This is a genomic window from Dokdonella sp., from assembly GCF_039926425.1.
In the GTDB taxonomy this organism is placed as follows: Bacteria; Pseudomonadota; Gammaproteobacteria; order Xanthomonadales; family Rhodanobacteraceae; genus Dokdonella_A.
Genome location: NZ_JBDSWZ010000235.1, coordinates 1 through 16,918 on the forward strand (window position 1 = coordinate 1; position 16,918 = coordinate 16,918).

A 16,918-nucleotide genomic window follows, 5' to 3' on the forward strand; every position below is an offset into this window, starting at 1 on the left:
TCGAGGTCGGCAAGAGCCCTATGTAAACTGCCAAATGCCTGAGGAGTCAGGCACATAAGCGATTGTCTGGCGGAGAGAGTGGGATTCGAACCCACGGTAGGCTTGCACCTACGGCAGTTTTCAAGACTGCTGCCTTAAACCGCTCGGCCATCTCTCCGGAGTTTGCTTGCCCTGCGATCGGCGACTGGCACTTCGCACAAAGGAAGGACGCGTGGATTTTACTACAGGGTCGCACGACGTGAACCCCTGATCTGCGGTATGTTCGGGACGGACGGATGCAACACAATCAAGGGAAGGGTTGAGCATGATAAGCGTCGTTCTTGTTGACGATCACGAACTGGTCCGCACCGGTTTCCGGATGATCCTGTCGCAGCAGACAGGAATCGACGTGGTCGGGGAAGCTGCCGACGGCGAGCAGGGGCTCGCGCTGATCCGCAAAGTGCAGCCGGATGTGGCGCTGGTCGATGTGCACATGCCGGGTCTGTCAGGCATCGAGCTGACGGATCGCGTGCGCAAGCACAAACTCCGCACGCGCATCGTCATCCTCACGGTGGTGAGCGAAGCACCGTTTCCGCGGCGTCTCATCGAAGCGGGAGCGAGCGGGTATCTGACGAAAGGGTGTGCCGCGGAGGAATTGGTGCGCGCCGTGCGGCAAGTCGCCGACGGACGGCGCTACCTCGCTCCCGATGTCGCAGAACTCCTTGCCCTTGGTGCTCTGGACGGCCACCGCGATTCGCCGTTTGAAGTGCTGTCTGCACGCGAGCTCGACGTCGCGTTGATGCTTGCGCGCGGTCAGGACATGCAGTCGATTGCGCTCCAGCTGAAACTCAGCGCAAAAACCGTCGCGACGTACAAATACCGTCTCTTCGACAAACTCGGCATCGACAACACCGTGGCGCTCGCGCATCTGGCGCATATGCACGGACTGCTGGACGATCGCGCTCGCGCATTAAGCGCGTGAACCTGCGCGCCTAAGGCGCGCAGGTTCATTCAATCCGATCGATCAGACGTTCGAAGAACCTTCTTCGGAAGGATCTTCTTCCTTACGCGCGACGGGGGTGTATGGGACTGCTTTCGGGGTGTCGGACGCGTCGACAGCGGTCGCTGCTGCGGGCCGCTGCAATGGCAAGTCAAGATTCTGGCCGAGATCCGGTGCGGAAACCGCGGGTGGCTGCACTCTCTGCACCGGCTCGATTGCGACAGGCTCAGCCGACGGACGCGGTGATGCTGCCACTACCGCGCGCGTCGTGACTTGCGCGGGCACTGGCTCACTCGAAGACAGCAAGGGCGCTGCCGGACTGGATTCGATCACGGGCGTGACCACCCGCGCGGCAACCTTGGCTGGCGCGACGTCCGACGCGGCTGGCGAACGCGCCTCGACTGACATCGGAGCAGTGCGCGGTGCATCCAGCTCCACGGCCGTTGCGGGAGCGGATGGCTCCTGGCGAACGTCCGCGGGGCGAGTGCGGGTGCGTTCCGGCGACCGCTGCGTGGAGTCCGATGACACGTCCCGCGTCTGCGGAACTGCCTCTGCAATGCGCTCGCCGTGAACCGAAGCGGCAAGACTCGGAACAGGTTCACCGTGCGCGCTTTCAGCACCGGGCGAGTCCATGTGCTGCTCGCCGAGGAACTGCGAAAGCGATGGCGCAGCGGTGGTTCGACCGCCTCGTTCCGCCGGAGAAGTCGCCGCAGCGGGTACACGAGGCGGCTCCATCACAGAATCGGCAGCTGCAGAAGATGCGACCGGGATCCGAGCTTCGAGCGCCGTCGACGAGGATTCGGAACGGGGCGCACGTTCGACACGCGGTTTCTCGACGCGTGCCAATGCTGTTGCGGGTGACTGAGTTTCGACACTTCCATCCTCGTCGTCGACATCGCCCGAGGCATCGGAGGAACCCGTGGCACTGGTCGTCTCCACCGTGCCATCTTTGCGGCGACGGCGACCACCGCGTCGACCACGTCGACGCGAGCGCATTTCATCGCGCGGTGCGTCGCTGTCGCTGTCGGCTTCGTTTGATATCTCCGCCCCGGCGATCACCGTCTCTGGGAGCGTGGGGTTGCCGTCGGTTGCCACGCTGGACACGGCAACTGCCTCGGTGGCCGGCTTCTGAGCCGTCGCGACTGCACGTGGTTCCGCCGCCTGCTTCGGCTCCGTGCCGTTGCGTGGCTGTCCCGAAGAACGCAGGTCTGCAACGACCGGTTGTTCGCCACTGTTTCGACCAGTACCGCGCTCATCGCGACGACCGCCGCGACCTTGCTGCTTCTGACCTTGACCTTGACCGTTGCGCGGTTCGCCGCGTTCCCCGGCTGGCCGATCGTTACCCGGGCGACCGTCGCGACGACCGTCACGCGATCCCTGGCCCGATCCCGAGCCGTCCTGGCGAGGGCGCTGCGAGGCCTGACCCGTTCGCTGCGCAGACGACGGACGCGCTCCGGACGGTCCACGCTGCGTCTGCCCCGCGCGACCGGAGGTGGGTGTCGCTCGTGCAGCAGGCGCTTTGACTTCTGGCGCAGGTGCGCCGCGCAACCAACTCATGAACTTCGCCAGCAGGCCTTCCCTGGGAGCGATGGCCGCCGCAGGCGCGATGGGCTCGCGCTCAGGTGCTGCGTGCTCCGGCCGCTCCGGCGCGGGGCTCGAGCGCACCACGCCAGAGACGGCGGGCTGTTCGGGTTCTTCACTTGGACGGAGCATTTGCGGCAGCGGCGTCGGGGCAACCGGTGTCACGCGCTGATAGCTCGGACGTACTTCCTCACCGATGTCGGCGCCACGCAGGCGCTGGATTTCGAGATGCGGAGTTTCGAGTTTTTCATCGGCAACCACGATCACATTGACGTCGTGGCGTGCTTCGATCTCGGTGAGCTGCTTGCGCTTTTCGTTGAGCAGAAAGTTGGCGACGGTGGGCGGCGCCTGCACCAGCACCTGACCGGTGCTGTCCTTCATCGCATGCTCCTCGACGAGGCGCAGCGCGGAAAGGGACAGGGACTCGACACCGCGGATGCGTCCGTGTCCTTCGCAACGCGGGCAAACGATCTGCGTCGCTTCACCAAGGCTCGGGCGAAGGCGCTGGCGCGACATCTCGAGCAGGCCGAACCGCGAAATGCGCCCGATCTGCACGCGGGCCCGGTCGAGCTTGAGCGCGTCCTTGAGTTTTTCCTCGACATCACGCTGGTGACGCGGCGAATCCATGTCGATGAAGTCGATCACGATCAGGCCGCCGGCGTCGCGGATACGCGCCTGGCGTGCGATCTCGACCGCCGCTTCACAATTGGTGTTGAACGCGGTTTCTTCGATATCGCTGCCCTTGGTCGCTTTCGACGAGTTGATGTCGATGGACGTCAGCGCTTCGGTCTGGTCGATGACGATCGATCCGCCCGAGGGCAGGCGCACCGTTCTCTCGAACGCGTTCTCGATCTGCGTCTCGATCTGGAAGCGCGAAAACAGCGGTGTCGTGTCGGTGTAGAGCTTCAACTTGCGCAGGTTGTTCGGCATCACCTGCTGCACGAACTCGCGAGCGTCCTGGTAGAGCTCCTCATGATCGATCAGGATCTCGCCAATGTCGTTGCGCAGATAGTCGCGCAGCGCGCGGATGATGAGCTTCGACTCCTGGTAGATCAGGAATGGAGCAGTGCGCGACTGGGCGGCTTCCGAAATCGCCTTCCACAGCTGAAGCAGGTAATCGAGATCCCATTGCAGTTCTTCGGCATCGCGGCCAAGCCCGGCGGTGCGGACGATCAGCCCCATTTCCTCGGGGACCTGAAGGTGGTCCAGCGCTTCCTTGATGTTCGCCCGATCCTCACCCTCGATGCGGCGTGACACCCCGCCGGCTTTCGGGTTGTTCGGCATCAGCACCATGTAGCGGCCGGCAAGGCTGATGAACGTGGTCAGGGCAGCGCCCTTGTTGCCGCGCTCTTCCTTCTCGACCTGGACGACGATTTCCTGGCCTTCCTTCAGAAGTTCCCGAATGGTCGACTTGTTCGGGTTGGCGCCAGGAGTGAAATACAGCTCGGAGATCTCCTTCAGCGGAAGGAAGCCATGTCGGTCGGCGCCGTAATCGACGAAACACGCTTCGAGCGACTGCTCGACGCGGGTGATTCGGGCCTTGTAGATGTTGGCTTTTTTCTGTTCCTTCGAGGGGATCTCGATATCGAGATCGTAGAGGTTCTGTCCATCCACGATCGCCACGCGCAACTCTTCCCGCTGAGTCGCGTTGATCAACATGCGCTTCATTGTCGTTTTCCTGTGACGGCGCTCAACTGTCGTCGGCGCTGCGCGACGAATCGCGCTGCGCGATGCCCGCATTTCGCGGGCCGACGGCGGCAGGTGCGCCTTGGGTTTCCACCGACGCTTCCGCGCGTCGACACGTATTGGGTTGCTGCGTATCCGCGGATCCATCCCGTCTTTCCGACGGCAAGCAATTCGCGACCCGAGCCATTACGATGCACTCTCGTTCCTGTGCGACGCTCCTACGGAGATACCGACGGCACTGGACGCGAAAGGACGCGACGAACGGGTGCGTCACAAGTTGTTCCGGACTCCCGCGGATGGGTCCCGGGACAACGCGACACGCAGTGTCAGCATATCAGCTCCCAAAAGATTTTTTCAATGAAGACACAGACTTCGGCGACAAATCGCAACGCCGACTCCGTTCATGGGCCCGCGAACGAGGCGCGTCACCGCCGCCATCGGCTCGCACCTCAGCCGCAGCCCGGTTCTTCGGCGGGCGCGGATCGTGGAGCAAGTGGCCGCCCCGCACGCTCGACGGAGGCCCAGTGATCAGCGAGTCCGAGCGTGGTCTGCCGCAGGTGCAGATCGTCGAGATCCCGGAGGACCGCGAGGGGCAGCGCCTCGACAATTTCCTGTCCGGACTTCTCAAAGGAGTGCCGCGCAGCCTGATCTATCGGATCTGCCGGACCGGAGAAGTGCGCGTGAACGGTGGCCGGGTGAAGCCCGATCGACGTCTCAGCAGTGGCGACAAGGTGCGCATTCCGCCGGTCCGTGTTGCCGAACGCGGGGAAACCGAGGCTCCGTCCGGCGGGCAGATGGACCGTATCGAGGCGTCGATCATCCACGAAGATCGCGAATTCCTCGTCATCGACAAGCCCAGCGGTGTGGCAAGCCACGGCGGCAGCGGGATCAGTTTCGGGGCGATCGAGCTGATGCGGGCCGCGCGCCCACGCGACACACTCGAACTCGTCCATCGCCTGGATCGGGACACAAGCGGGATTCTGGTGCTGACCCGCAAGCGGTCGGCTCTGACCGCGCTGCAAGCGGAAATTCGCGAAGGGAGAGTGGAGAAACGCTATCTCGCGCTGATCCGCGGCTCGCTCCCTCGAAGCCAACTCACGGTGGATGCACCGCTGCGAAAGTCGGTGCTGCACGGTGGAGAACGCATGGTGCGGGTGGATCCCGATGGCAAGGAGTCGCGTTCACGGTTCGAGGAACTTGAACGCTTTTCGGACGCAAGCCTCGTGGAAGTGGCGCTGGAGACCGGGCGTACGCACCAGATTCGCGTCCACGCCCAGCACATTGAGCATCCGCTGGCCGGCGACGAGAAGTACGGCGAGCGTGAATTCAATCGAACAATGCGCGACAAGGGATTGAAAAGACTCTTCCTTCATGCGGCGCGGTTTGAATTCAACTTGGGTGATCGGGCGTACAGTTTTACCGCGCCGCTCGCCAAGGAGCTCTCTGCGACGGTGGATGTTCTGCAACGAAAAGGTCGCCGATGATCGAGCTCGTAGGATTCGACGGAGACGATACGCTCTGGCGAAGCGAGGATTACTACCAGCACGTCGGCACGGAATTCGAACGTATTCTCGGCCGATGGATCGATATCCGCGATACGTCGGTTCGGAGCCGGCTGGGTGCCGTGGAGCGCGCGAACCTCGCGTTGTTCGGCTACGGCGCCAAGGGCATGACACTCTCGATGATCGAGGCCGCAATCGAGCTGACCGATCGCGCGATCGGAGCTAAGGACATCCATGAGATCGTCGAGCTCGGCAAGGCGGTGCTCTCGCATCCGGTTGAGCTGCTTCCCGGCATCAGGGAAGCTGTCGAAGCCGTCGCGTCCAATCACCGCATCGTGTTGATCACGAAGGGCGACCTGTTCCATCAAGAACGAAAGATCGAGCAGAGCGGTCTCGGCGACCTTTTCAGTCGCATCGAGATCGTTTCCGAAAAGGACGCGCGCAGCTACTCACGCGTGATCAACGAATGCGGTGTGGCCGCAGCCACATTTGCAATGATCGGCAATTCCCTGCGGTCCGACATCGAACCTGTGATCGAGCTTGGGGGATGGGGCATCCACATGCCGTACCACGTCACCTGGGATCACGAACTGCAGCACGGCGTCGATAGCGGGCACCCGCGTGTCGTGACGATCCAATCGGCCGACGACATTTCAGCGGCAATTGCGCGCTGCGGCTGACGACGTCCGCCCGACCGTCATTTCCGGACGCGGAGGTCCTCGACCTTCGCCGCACAGATCATGTCGTTGAGCGAGAGGCCGCCGACATCGTGGGTCGAATAGCGAACCGTGCACCGGTTGTAAGCGACCTCGAGATCAGGATGGTGATCCTCACGGTGAGCGATCGAGGCGACCGCGTTCACGAATGCCATCGTGTGAAAGTAGTCCGCGAAGCGGAACTCCTTTTCAATGGCGCCGTGATCCTGCTGCGGTTGCCAGCCATGCAGAAGCGAGAGATACGCAGCGATATCCTGGGAGGAAAGGCCCGCGTCCTTGCCCTTGCGCGGGACGCAATGTTGCGTGATGAGCGATTCGAGTGAGTTTTCGGTCATGGCTTGAACTCGCGTGCAGGGCAGCAAAGTATAGGCGCTGATGACGTGATGGCTATTCAGGACTAAACTGGTCCTGTTTGAATAGGAACGCAGACCCCGATGATTTCCCTGTCCGAAACCGCCCAGGACCACTTCCGCAAACTGATCGAGCAGCAGTCATCGCCCGGCATGGGCATTCGCGTTCACGCGGTCGAGCCTGGCACACCGAAAGGCGACTGCCAGCTCGAATTCTCCGAACCCGGTGACCGCAATGGAACGGAATGGGAAGTGGAGTGCGAGGGATTCTCCCTGTTCGTCGACTCCGACAGCGTGCCTTTCCTCGACGGTGCAACCGTCGACTTCACGCGTTCGCCAACCGGGGGCGAACTGACCATCCGCGCGCCGGCGTTGCGCGGCAGCGTTCCGGGAGACAACGCGAGCGTCGTGGAGCGCGTGCGGTACGTGATCGAGACGGAGATCAATCCGCAACTCGCTTCGCACGGAGGTCGAGTGAGCCTTCGCGAGATCACCGCAGAAGGAACGGTGATCCTTCAGTTCGGCGGTGGATGCCAAGGCTGCGGAATGGTGGACGCGACGCTCAAGGGCGGCGTGGAAAAAACCCTCAAGGAGCGGATTCCCGAGGTGACTGGCGTGGCGGATGCCACCGACCACGACACGGGAACCAACCCGTACTTCAAGCGCGACGCGCACGCCTGATCATCTGCGGGAGATGGTCAGGGAAAAGCAATCGGGTCAGTCGCCTTGCACCCGATGGTGCAAGTCGGTGAGCTTGCTGTCCGGCAGGCTTGCGAAATAACGCGATACGTTCTCGATATCGTCGTCGCTGAGCGTGGCGGCCATTCCCGCCATGATTGCGTTCTTGCGCTCGCCATTCTTGTATTCGTGCAGAGCGCGGGCCAGATAGTCATGATATTGGCCAGCGAGGCGGGGATATTGCGGATCGACGCCCGCATTGCCGTCGGCTCCATGGCAGGCCTGGCAGACGATGGCCTTGGCCTTGCCGGCTTCGATATCGCCTTTTGCCCAAGCGGAACCTGCGCAAGCGGCGAGGGCAGCGATCAACAGGGATGCGGGTAAGCGTTTCATCGTTTCACGGTCCTGATCGGTGTGCCGACTCAAGGCACAATGCTGGAAAGGTAAGTTGCGATATCACGCATGTCCTCATCGGACAGGCTCTCACCTTGCGCACGCATCGTTGGATGTGCGCGCTCTCCTTTTTTGTATTCGTTCAACGCCGCAATGATGTAATCGTAATTCTGCCCGGCGATCTTCGGCACGTGGTAATTCGGGTACGCATTTTTCCAGCCTGGAATGCCGTGACAGCCAGCGCAGGTATAAACCTTGGTCTTGCCGGCGGCAGCGTCGCCTTTTTCGGCGGCGAAGCAGGGCAGTGACGTGATCAGAAGTGCAGCGGCAAGCAGAGGCGCTCGGGTCATTGTCGATTCCGGGGCGGCGAAGATTGAACATGGCGGTTGCGAAGCCGACGAAGTATAGCGTGCCGGCTTCCGCTGCTGTCCACCGCTCGGAGACCGGCCGATTCGACCGCGCCGACAATTTCGCACGACTCGCCCAAGACGTCTCGCGACAGGCCGAATCACTCTCGCGGCAAATCGCCGCAACCATTGCCCTGCATGCTGCATCCAAGGTGCGGGTGTGACTACCGGCTCACGACGGGTGTGAGCGACTCGTGCACCCTGCGCTTCCTGTCAGTGGCCGATGCCCTGCATGTCGGCGACTCGCCGCACGCCAGTCCGATTGAACGGGTGTCAGCCATTGTGCTCGAATAGTGATGTAGTTTAGTATAACACCAAGCATTTCACCTCCAGGCCACCTCAATGCCCCAGTATTTGCCTGCAAAACCGCTCCAGCGTGCGCTCGGGCGCTTGTGCCCGATGTCGCTGATTGCTGTCGTCACGCTGCTTTCCGCCTGTAGCGGCGGAGAAAAAGTTCCAGGAGAAGAGACAGCGGCCGCTGCGATCCCGGTTGAAGTGGCCGCAGCGTCGCACCAGTCGGTCACCGCAAACTATTCGGGTACTGCGACCCTGGAAGCGGTTGGGGATGCACAGGTCGTTGCGAAAACGACGGGAATCGTTCTCAAGATCCTGGTCGAGGAAGGCATGCAGGTCCGCAAAGGCCAGGTCCTCGCGATGCTTGACGATGACGCCACCCGCAACAAGCTTGCGCAGGCCTCGGCAACGCTGAAGAAAGCACAGGCGGCGTTCGACAAATCCGAAAAGGGCATCAACCTCAAGATCACGCCGCGCGCCGACTACGATCGCGACATGTACGACCTCGAAACGCAGCGCGCCGTGCTTGCCGGCGCGGCGCTCGACCTTTCGTACACGCGCGTGGTCGCTCCCATCTCGGGAGTGATCGCGAAGCGCTCGATCAAATTGGGCAACCTGGTGCAGACCAACCAGAATCTGTTCCAGATCGTCGATCTTGATCCACTGCAGGCCGTGTTGAACGTGCCGGAGCGCGACCTCGATACCCTGAAGGCCGGTCAGCGCGTGCAGATGCGCATTGATGCACTGTCGAACAAGTCGTTCGATGGCACGATTGCGAGAATCGCTCCGATTGTCGACGCAGCCAGCGGAACCTTCCGCGCGACGTGCGAGTTCCGCGATTCCACCCGAACCCTCAAACCCGGCATGTTCGGACGGATCGAGGTTGCGTACGACCAGCGCCACGATGCGTTGGTGGTGCCGCGCACCGCGATCGTCGAGGAAGATGGCGAAAGTTCGGTGTTCGTGATCGAACCGTCTCCGCCGAAGCCAGCCGCGCCAGTGGTCGGCAAGGGCAAGTCGGGAGAAGCCGTGGCCGCAGAACATGCGAAGCCGGCGACTCCGACGTTCATCGCGAAGCGTCGCATTGTGAAGACAGGCTATGCCGAAGGCGACCGCGTCGAAATTCGCGACGGCGTGCAGGACGGTGAGCGCGTGATCACCATCGGACGCAATGCCGTGCGCGACGGCACCGAAGTCCAGGTCCTCGACGATCAGCCGGTGATTGTGCCGGCGGCAGTCGCGGGCCCGGCGAAATGAACCTGCCCGAATGGGCCACGCGCCGACGCGTCACCGTCGGCATGCTGACTGTGACCCTGGTGCTGTTTGGACTGATTGGTCTTGCCGGACTCAAGGTCAACCTGCTTCCCGATCTTTCGTATCCAACGCTGACCGTGCGAACCGAGTACGAAGGGGCAGCGCCGCTCGAAATCGAGAACCTCGTCAGCCAGCCGGTGGAGGAAACAGTCGGCGTCGTGAAGAACGTGCGCAAGGTGCATTCCGTTTCGCGCACCGGACAGTCCGACGTGGTGCTCGAGTTCGCCTGGGGCACCGACATGGACATGGCGAGCCTCGAGGTACGCGACAAGCTCGACACCCTTCAGCTGCCACTTGAAGCGAAGAAGCCGTTGCTGCTGCGCTTCAATCCGTCCACCGATCCGATCATCCGTCTCGGCCTCAGCATCAGCGGCGAGAAGGCGGCGGGCGAAGCGCAGCTCAAGCAGTTGCGCCGTTTCGCGGACGACGATCTGAAGAAACGCATCGAGCCGGTCGCCGGTGTCGCTGCGGTCAAGGTCGGCGGCGGCCTCGAGGACGAGATCGATGTATCGATCGACCAGCAGAAGCTTGCGCGCCTCGGGCTCGACATCAACGATGTCATCACGCGGCTGAAAAACGAAAACGTCAATTCGTCGGGGGGACGCATCGAAGAGGGCACGCAGCGCTTCCTGGTGCGCACGATCAATCAGTTCAAGACGCTGGACGAGATGCGCGACCTGCTGATCAAGGTCGATGGCAACGTGCCCGTACGATTGAAGGATCTCGCCGAGGTCACCCAGGGATACAAGGAACGCGAAGGGATCGTGCGCATCGATGGACGCGAGGCAATCGAGCTCGCGATCTACAAGGAAGGCGATGGCAACACCGTGAATGTCGCCGCTGCGGTCAAGGGTCAGCTCGACAAGCTCAAGGATTCGTTGCCGGCCGGCGCCACGCTCACGACGATCGAGGACCAGTCGATCTTCATCCAGAACGCGCTGCATGACGTCAAGCAGGACGCGATCATCGGCGGCGTGCTTGCGATCCTGATCATCTTTTTCTTCCTCGGCGATGCGTGGAGCACCTTCATCATCTCGCTGTCGCTACCGGTCTCGCTGATCGCCACGTTCTTCTTCATGGGGCAGTTGCATCTGTCGTTGAACGTGATGTCGCTCGGAGGACTGGCGCTCGCGACCGGTATGGTCGTGGACGACTCGATCGTCGTGCTGGAAAACATCGCGCGACTGCGCGAGAAGGGCGCGTCGATTCTTGAAGCAGCCGTCCGCGGGACGGCGGAAGTCGGTATGGCGGTGACTGCGTCAACGTTGACGACGGTCGCGGTGTTTTTTCCGCTGGTCTTCGTCGAAGGCATTGCCGGCCAGCTATTCCGCGATCAGGCCTTGACGATCACATTCGCGATGCTGGTGTCGCTCGTCGTGTCGATGACCCTGATCCCGATGCTCGCGTCGCTGAAGGGTCGCTCGCCTCTCGCGTTTCGGGACGAGCCCTTCACAGCAGCCACGGAACTTCCCCGGAACCGGGTCCTCAACGGACTCGTGCGCGGCGGACGCGCGAGCGGAGAAGGCGTGTTCCAGACTGCGCCGCGTTCCGTCGTTTGGGTGATGGCCGTGATCTTTCGCGGCATCGGATTGTTTTTCGGAACGGTACTGCGTTTCCTCGGACGTGGCGTGACAGCACCCTACGATCGCGCCGCCGGGTTTTATCGACGTTCATTGCCCAAAGCACTGGCTCATCCATGGCGCGTGCTCGGACTTTCGGGAATCGCACTGGTGGCGACGCTCGCACTCGTTCCGTCACTGGGACTCGATCTGATTCCGCAACTCGCGCAGGGTCGTTTCGACATGACCGTGACATTGCCGCCCGGAACCCCGCTCGCGGAAACGGACCAGCTGGTGTCGGAGATCTCCGCGCAGCATGCAAAGGATCCGGGCGTCGCGTCGATTTACGGCGTTGCGGGAGCCGGCACGCGACTCGATGCCAATCCGACCGAGTCGGGTGAAAACATTGCGCGCATGTCGATCGCGTTGAAGGATGGCGGCAGCAAGGCCATCGAGGCGGCAGAAACAGACCGCCTCCGCAGCAGTCTCAAACGCCCGGATGCGAGCGTCAAGTTTGCGCGGCCACAGCTCTTCAGCTTCTCCGCACCGCTCGAAGTTGAAATCCGTGGTTACGATCTCGATGCCCTGGCGAAAGGAGGTCATCGCCTGACAGAATTGATGAAGGCCTCGCCGCGATTCGCCGACGTCAAGTCGACGGTCGAAGGCGGCTATCCGGAAATCCAGGTGAGATTCGACCAGGATCGCGCCGCCGCTCTCGGATTGACGACACGAGACATCGCCGACCGGCTGGTGCGCAAGGTCAAAGGAGAAGTGGCGACGCGCTACGATTTCCGCGATCGGAAGATCGACGTCCTGGTGCGCGCACGCGCATCGGATCGTGGAAGTGTGGAGGACATTCGCAACCTCGTGGTGGGCTACGTCTCGACCAAAGCGGCATCCTCCGGCAACGCGGGCTCCGCTTCGTCGGCCGGGTCGTCGGCGACGGGCACGAACAGTTCCACCAGCGGGACTTCAGGCACGACGTTGAATGATTCCGCGCAGTCGCCGGCGGACACCGCAATTCGTCTGTCAGCGGTCGCCGACGTCGTTGCCGGTGAAGGACCGAGCGAGATCCATCGCATCACGCAGGAGCGCGTCGCCATCGTCTCGTCGAATCTGGCTTTCGGGGATCTCGCGAGCGCAGTGGCTGAGGTCCGTCAGATCGTCGCTACCCATCCGCTCGCAGCGGGCGTCAAAGTAACGGTCGGCGGGCAGAGTGAAGAGCTCGATTCGTCGGTCAAATCGCTCATGTTCGCACTGGGTCTCGCGATTTTCCTCGTGTACCTCGTGATGGCGTCGCAATTCGAATCACTGCTGCATCCGTTTGTCATCATGTTCTCGATCCCGCTCGCCGCGGTCGGTGCGATCCTCGCGTTGAAACTCAGCGGTTCCGCGATCTCGGTGGTGGTGTTCATCGGGCTGATCATGCTGGTGGGCATCGTGGTGAAGAATGCGATCGTGCTGATTGACCGCGTCAACCAGTTGCGCGAGGTTGGCGTCCCCAAACGCGAGGCGCTGGCGCAGGGCGCGGAGTCGCGTCTTCGCCCGATCGTCATGACGACGTTGTGCACCCTGATCGGTTTCATGCCGCTGGCGATCGGCTGGGGCGAGGGAGCGGAGGTGCGAGCTCCGATGGCGATCACCGTGATCGGCGGACTCGCGGTATCCACGCTGCTCACCCTCGTCGTGATCCCCGTCGTGTACGACCTGCTCGATCGGCGCGGCGATGCGTGGTATCTCGCCCGTGGCCGGCGCCAGCGGGCCAAGGAAGCCTCTGACAAGAGTGGTGCGGTGACGCCGGACGACGAGGACTTCGGTGGCGAAGGAGAGCACGCGTGACGCTGGCCGAACTCAGCCTGAAACGACCGGTCACCGCGATCATGTTCTTTGTGTCGATGGTGGTGATCGGCCTGATCGCAGCGTTTCGGCTTCCCCTCGAGCAGTTCCCGAGCATCGATTTTCCGTTCCTGTTCGTGCAGATTCCGTACCCGGGATCGACGCCGACGGAAATCGAACGGACGATCGCACGTCCGGTCGAGGAAGCATTGGCGACGCTGCCGGGCATCAAGCGAATGAACTCGACATCGGACGCCGAATCGGCGCAGGTGTTTCTCGAATTCAAGATGGGCGAGAACGTTGCGATCAAGGCCGTGCAGGCGCGCGAAAAAATCGATGCGATCCGGGCCGAACTTCCTTCCGATTTGCAGCGTTACTTCGTCCAGAAATTCTCCACCACCGACCAGCCTGTCCTGCAACTGCGCATTGCCAACGACACCGGTGATCTCTCCAACGCGTACGAACTGATCGAACGTGAAATCAAGCGACCGCTCGAGCGTATCGCCGGCGTTGCGCGCGTCGATATTTCGGGCGTCGGCAAGCCAGAAGTGCAGATCGAGCTCTCGTCTGATCGCCTGAGCGCGCACAACATCAACCTCAACGACCTTTACACCAAGCTGCAGCAGGCGAATTTTTCGATCTCGGCTGGACAGATCAGCGCCGGCAATTCGCGCTTTCGGGTCCAACCGCAGGGCCAGTGGACCAGTCTGGACGACATCCGCTCGATCGCGCTCGATGCGAATGGCCTCAAACTCGGCGACATCGCCACCGTCGTATTGAGGCCGGCACGAATGGAGTTTGCGCGACGACTCGACGGAAAACCCGCAGTCGGGGTGGATATCTATCGCGAGCGCAACGCCAACCTGGTCGACGTCGGTACCCAGGTGATGGCCGAGGTGAAGCGGATCCAGGCATCGCGCGAACTCAGTGGCGTGAAGGTCTACCCGATGCAGAGCCAGGCCGAGAGCGTGACCAGCTCGCTGCGAGAGCTTGGCAAGGCTGGCCTCGAGGGGACGCTGCTGTCCGTGCTGGTCCTGTACTTCTTCCTGCGCGATTGGCCATCGACCTTCATGGTGTCGCTGGCGATTCCGATCTGCCTGGTGATGACGCTCGGCTGCATGTACTTCTTTGGCGTCAGTCTCAACGTGTTGTCGATGATGGGACTGCTGCTGGCCGTCGGCATGCTGGTCGACAACGCAGTGGTCGTTGTCGAAAGCATTTACCAGTACAGGGAAAAACACCCCGACAAACCCTGGTATGCCGCGGTGCGTGGCACCCAGGCGGTCGGTGTCGCGATCGCTGCCGGCACATGGAGCAGCATCGTCGTTTTCCTGCCGAACATCTTCGGCGAAGCAAACGACATTTCGATTTTCCTCGCGCAGATCGCGATCGCAATGTCGATCGCCCATCTTGCCTCCTGGCTCGTCGCGGTGAGCCTCGTGCCGATGCTGGCGTCGCGCCTGCCACCGCCGAAGTTTCTCGGGCGCGAGACGATGATCACGCGCCTGCGCGAACGTTACGGGAGAGTCGTCGCATGGACCCTCGCACACCGGCGACTGACGATGTTTGCGGTGTTCGCATTGTTCGTGGCCAGCGTGTATCCGATCACCCACACCAAGATGAACATGTTCGACGACGGCGAGTCGCGCTCCGTGCGGCTCGTGTACCAGCTCAACGCGAACTACCGCTTGCAGGACATCAAGCCCGCGGTACTCGCGGTCGAGAAATACCTCGACGCGAACCGCGACCGTTTCGAAATCAAGTCCGTCTATACGTGGTACAGCGAGAACAACAACAATGGCGAAACTCAGACCCGAATCCTGCTGAAGGAGCAAGACTTCAAGCAGACCTCGACCGAGATCAAGGAAGAGATCCGCAAGGGCCTGCCACTCATTGCGCAGGGCAAGGTCAGTTTTGACGGCAATGACGGTGGTGGAGGCGGCGGAGGCGACAATGCCGTCGATCTTTCATTGATCGGCGACTCGATGGAGCGGCTCAGCGAGCTCAGTTCCAGCGTGCTGCCGGTGCTGGCCAACCTGTCGACACTGCGTGACGTTCGTACCGAAAAGGGCAACGGCGAGCGGGAGGTCGGAGCATACGTCGATCGCGACCGGGCAAAACGTTACGGTTTTGACGCCCAGTCGGTGTCCAACTATATCCAGATCGCGCTGCGTGGCATGCCGTTGAAGGATTTTCACGCCGATGACCGCCAGCTGCCGGTGTGGCTGCGTTTCCAGGGCGCGGACACGCAAAGCCTCGCGGGACTTTCCGACTTCAAGCTGCGGGCTCCCGACAACACCCAGGTTCCGCTGTTGTCGATGCTGCACACCGATACGCGGCAATCGCCTTCGGCCATACAGCGTATCGACCGCATGACGGCAATCCAGTTCAAGGCCACCCTCGCGAAAGGAAGCACGATGCCCGAGGCGCGTGAGGAGATCACTCGGGCGATGAACTCGGTCGCGCTGCCGCCGGGCTTTCGCTGGAGCTTCGGTCAGGGATTCGACCGTGACCAGAACGCGGGACAGCAGATGCTGTTCAACACGCTGATCGCACTGATGCTGGTCTATGTGGTGATGTGTGCGATGTTCGAATCGTTGATCTTTCCAACGGCGATCCTCACGACCTTCATATTCTCGGTGTTTGGCGTATTCTGGCTGTTCTGGCTCACCGGTACGTCGTTCTCGATCATGGCCGCGATTGGCGTGCTGATCCTGATGGGAGTCGTGGTCAACAACGGCATCGTGATGATCGTCCACATCAACCAGTTGCGCCATGACGGCCACCTGCGAACCGAGTCGCTGGTTCTCGGTGCGAAGGAACGATTGCGCCCGGTGCTCATGACGATGGCCACCGCAATCCTCGGAATGCTGCCACTGACCTTTGGCGGCACTCAGGCCTGGAGCGACGGTCCGCCGTACTATCCGATGGCACGTGCAATTGCCGGAGGACTCACGTTTTCCACAATCGTCACGTTGCTCGCGCTGCCGTGCATCTATTCGCTGCTGGACGATTCGCGACTGTGGGTACGCCGCGTCATTGCAGATGGCCGTGCAGGGCGACTCAAACGCGCGACGACTCTGGTGCGGACAGCGCAGGGTTGATCAGCGGCCGAGCAGCAGTGCCACCATGCGGCGGAAGAGGGCTCCGTAGGGTGGATTGAGAAGGCCGGTGAGACTGAAGCGCGACTGGCGGAACACCGGCGTCATGCGCGAAAACGTCTGGAAACCGGCTTCGCCATGATACGCACCCATGCCTGACGAACCGACACCTCCAAACGGGAGGTCGTGCTGGGCGATGTGAAGAAGCGTGTCATTGACGCTGACGCCACCGGCCTGCGTTCCACGGAGAATGTGCTCGATCGTCGCCGAGTCATCGTCGAAGGCATACAGCGCAAGTGGGTGCGGGTGGGCGTTGACGTACGCCAGCGCCTGGTCGAGCGAATCGTACGGCAGCAGCGGAAGCAGAGGTCCGAAGATTTCCGCCTGCATCACTTCCATCGCGTCATCGACGTTGCTCAGCAACGTCGGTTCGAATATTCGAGCCAGCGGGTCGGACTGCGTATCGGTCAAGCTGTGCGTGCTTGCTCCTGCTGCGACAGCGTCGTCCCGCAACGCGGACAG

At 61.9% G+C, this 16,918-nt stretch carries 12 protein-coding genes and 1 tRNA gene; 7 read left to right on the plus strand and 6 right to left on the minus strand.

The window, feature by feature from the left end:
• Positions 1-67: 67 nt before the first annotated feature.
• A tRNA-Ser gene (locus ABIV12_RS13480) sits at positions 68-157 on the minus strand.
• A gap of 147 nt (positions 158-304) precedes the next feature.
• Here ABIV12_RS13480 and ABIV12_RS13485 point away from each other — a divergent pair.
• The gene (locus ABIV12_RS13485) at positions 305-961 is read left to right on the plus strand and encodes a response regulator (protein WP_348060140.1); all 657 of its coding nucleotides are present in this window, start codon (positions 305-307) and stop codon (positions 959-961) included.
• Positions 962-1,003: 42 nt separating this feature from the next.
• Here the strand turns inward: ABIV12_RS13485 and ABIV12_RS13490 are convergent, their stop codons facing one another.
• A complete protein-coding gene (locus ABIV12_RS13490) occupies positions 1,004-4,228 on the minus strand; it encodes an Rne/Rng family ribonuclease (protein ID WP_348060142.1) in 3,225 nt (1,074 codons plus the stop codon).
• Between the two features lie 542 nt (positions 4,229-4,770).
• Between ABIV12_RS13490 and ABIV12_RS13495 the strand changes: the two genes are divergently transcribed.
• Positions 4,771-5,730, plus strand: a complete 960-nt coding sequence (locus ABIV12_RS13495) for an RluA family pseudouridine synthase (protein WP_348060144.1) — start codon at positions 4,771-4,773, stop codon at positions 5,728-5,730.
• Positions 5,727-6,428, plus strand: a complete 702-nt coding sequence (locus ABIV12_RS13500; RefSeq protein ID WP_348060146.1) for an HAD family hydrolase — start codon at positions 5,727-5,729, stop codon at positions 6,426-6,428. The genes ABIV12_RS13495 and ABIV12_RS13500 overlap by 4 nt, the downstream gene beginning before the upstream one ends.
• 17 nt (positions 6,429-6,445) lie before the next feature.
• Here ABIV12_RS13500 and ABIV12_RS13505 read toward each other — a convergent pair whose 3' ends face one another.
• The gene (locus tag ABIV12_RS13505) at positions 6,446-6,799 is read right to left on the minus strand and encodes a 4a-hydroxytetrahydrobiopterin dehydratase (RefSeq protein ID WP_348060148.1); all 354 of its coding nucleotides are present in this window, start codon (positions 6,797-6,799) and stop codon (positions 6,446-6,448) included.
• A 99-nt stretch (positions 6,800-6,898) separates the two neighbouring features.
• Between ABIV12_RS13505 and ABIV12_RS13510 the strand changes: the two genes are divergently transcribed.
• Positions 6,899-7,495 carry an NfuA family Fe-S biogenesis protein gene (locus tag ABIV12_RS13510; RefSeq protein ID WP_348060150.1) on the plus strand — a complete coding sequence of 199 codons (597 nt, stop codon included), beginning with the start codon at positions 6,899-6,901 and terminating at the stop codon, positions 7,493-7,495.
• A gap of 36 nt (positions 7,496-7,531) precedes the next feature.
• Here ABIV12_RS13510 and ABIV12_RS13515 read toward each other — a convergent pair whose 3' ends face one another.
• Complete coding sequence (locus tag ABIV12_RS13515) at positions 7,532-7,885, minus strand: cytochrome c (protein WP_348060152.1); 354 nt, start codon at positions 7,883-7,885, stop codon at positions 7,532-7,534.
• A gap of 29 nt (positions 7,886-7,914) precedes the next feature.
• Positions 7,915-8,235, minus strand: coding sequence for a cytochrome c (locus tag ABIV12_RS13520; protein WP_348060154.1), 321 nt, complete (start codon positions 8,233-8,235; stop codon positions 7,915-7,917).
• Between the two features lie 399 nt (positions 8,236-8,634).
• Here ABIV12_RS13520 and ABIV12_RS13525 point away from each other — a divergent pair, with 399 nt between their 5' ends.
• From ABIV12_RS13525 to ABIV12_RS13535, 3 genes are read left to right on the plus strand one after another with little or no spacing between them, the layout of a single operon-like run.
• Positions 8,635-9,843, plus strand: a complete 1,209-nt coding sequence (locus ABIV12_RS13525; protein WP_348060156.1) for an efflux RND transporter periplasmic adaptor subunit — start codon at positions 8,635-8,637, stop codon at positions 9,841-9,843.
• On the plus strand, positions 9,840-13,298 hold the full coding sequence (locus ABIV12_RS13530; RefSeq protein ID WP_348060158.1) for an efflux RND transporter permease subunit: 3,459 nt from the start codon (positions 9,840-9,842) through the stop codon (positions 13,296-13,298). The genes ABIV12_RS13525 and ABIV12_RS13530 overlap by 4 nt, the downstream gene beginning before the upstream one ends.
• Positions 13,295-16,399: an efflux RND transporter permease subunit gene (locus tag ABIV12_RS13535; protein WP_348060160.1), complete on the plus strand. Its 3,105-nt coding sequence runs from the start codon at positions 13,295-13,297 to the stop codon at positions 16,397-16,399. Before ABIV12_RS13530 ends, ABIV12_RS13535 begins: the two co-directional genes overlap by 4 nt.
• Here ABIV12_RS13535 and ABIV12_RS13540 read toward each other — a convergent pair.
• A partial coding sequence (locus tag ABIV12_RS13540; RefSeq protein WP_348060162.1) for an aldehyde dehydrogenase family protein occupies positions 16,400-16,918 on the minus strand: 519 nt, incomplete at its 5' end.

What these genes read in the sequence shown, in the direction of transcription:
- ABIV12_RS13505 (WP_348060148.1), bottom strand. Translation starts at nt 6,799, where the DNA reads ATGACCGAAAACTCACTCGAATCGCTCATCACGCAACATTGCGTCCCG.
- ABIV12_RS13515 (WP_348060152.1), bottom strand. Translation starts at nt 7,885, where the DNA reads ATGAAACGCTTACCCGCATCCCTGTTGATCGCTGCCCTCGCCGCTTGC.
- ABIV12_RS13490 (WP_348060142.1), bottom strand. Translation starts at nt 4,228, where the DNA reads ATGAAGCGCATGTTGATCAACGCGACTCAGCGGGAAGAGTTGCGCGTG.
- ABIV12_RS13520 (WP_348060154.1), bottom strand. Translation starts at nt 8,235, where the DNA reads ATGACCCGAGCGCCTCTGCTTGCCGCTGCACTTCTGATCACGTCACTG.
- ABIV12_RS13500 (WP_348060146.1), top strand. Translation starts at nt 5,727, where the DNA reads ATGATCGAGCTCGTAGGATTCGACGGAGACGATACGCTCTGGCGAAGC.
- ABIV12_RS13485 (WP_348060140.1), top strand. Translation starts at nt 305, where the DNA reads ATGATAAGCGTCGTTCTTGTTGACGATCACGAACTGGTCCGCACCGGT.
- ABIV12_RS13510 (WP_348060150.1), top strand. Translation starts at nt 6,899, where the DNA reads ATGATTTCCCTGTCCGAAACCGCCCAGGACCACTTCCGCAAACTGATC.
- ABIV12_RS13525 (WP_348060156.1), top strand. Translation starts at nt 8,635, where the DNA reads ATGCCCCAGTATTTGCCTGCAAAACCGCTCCAGCGTGCGCTCGGGCGC.
- ABIV12_RS13530 (WP_348060158.1), top strand. Translation starts at nt 9,840, where the DNA reads ATGAACCTGCCCGAATGGGCCACGCGCCGACGCGTCACCGTCGGCATG.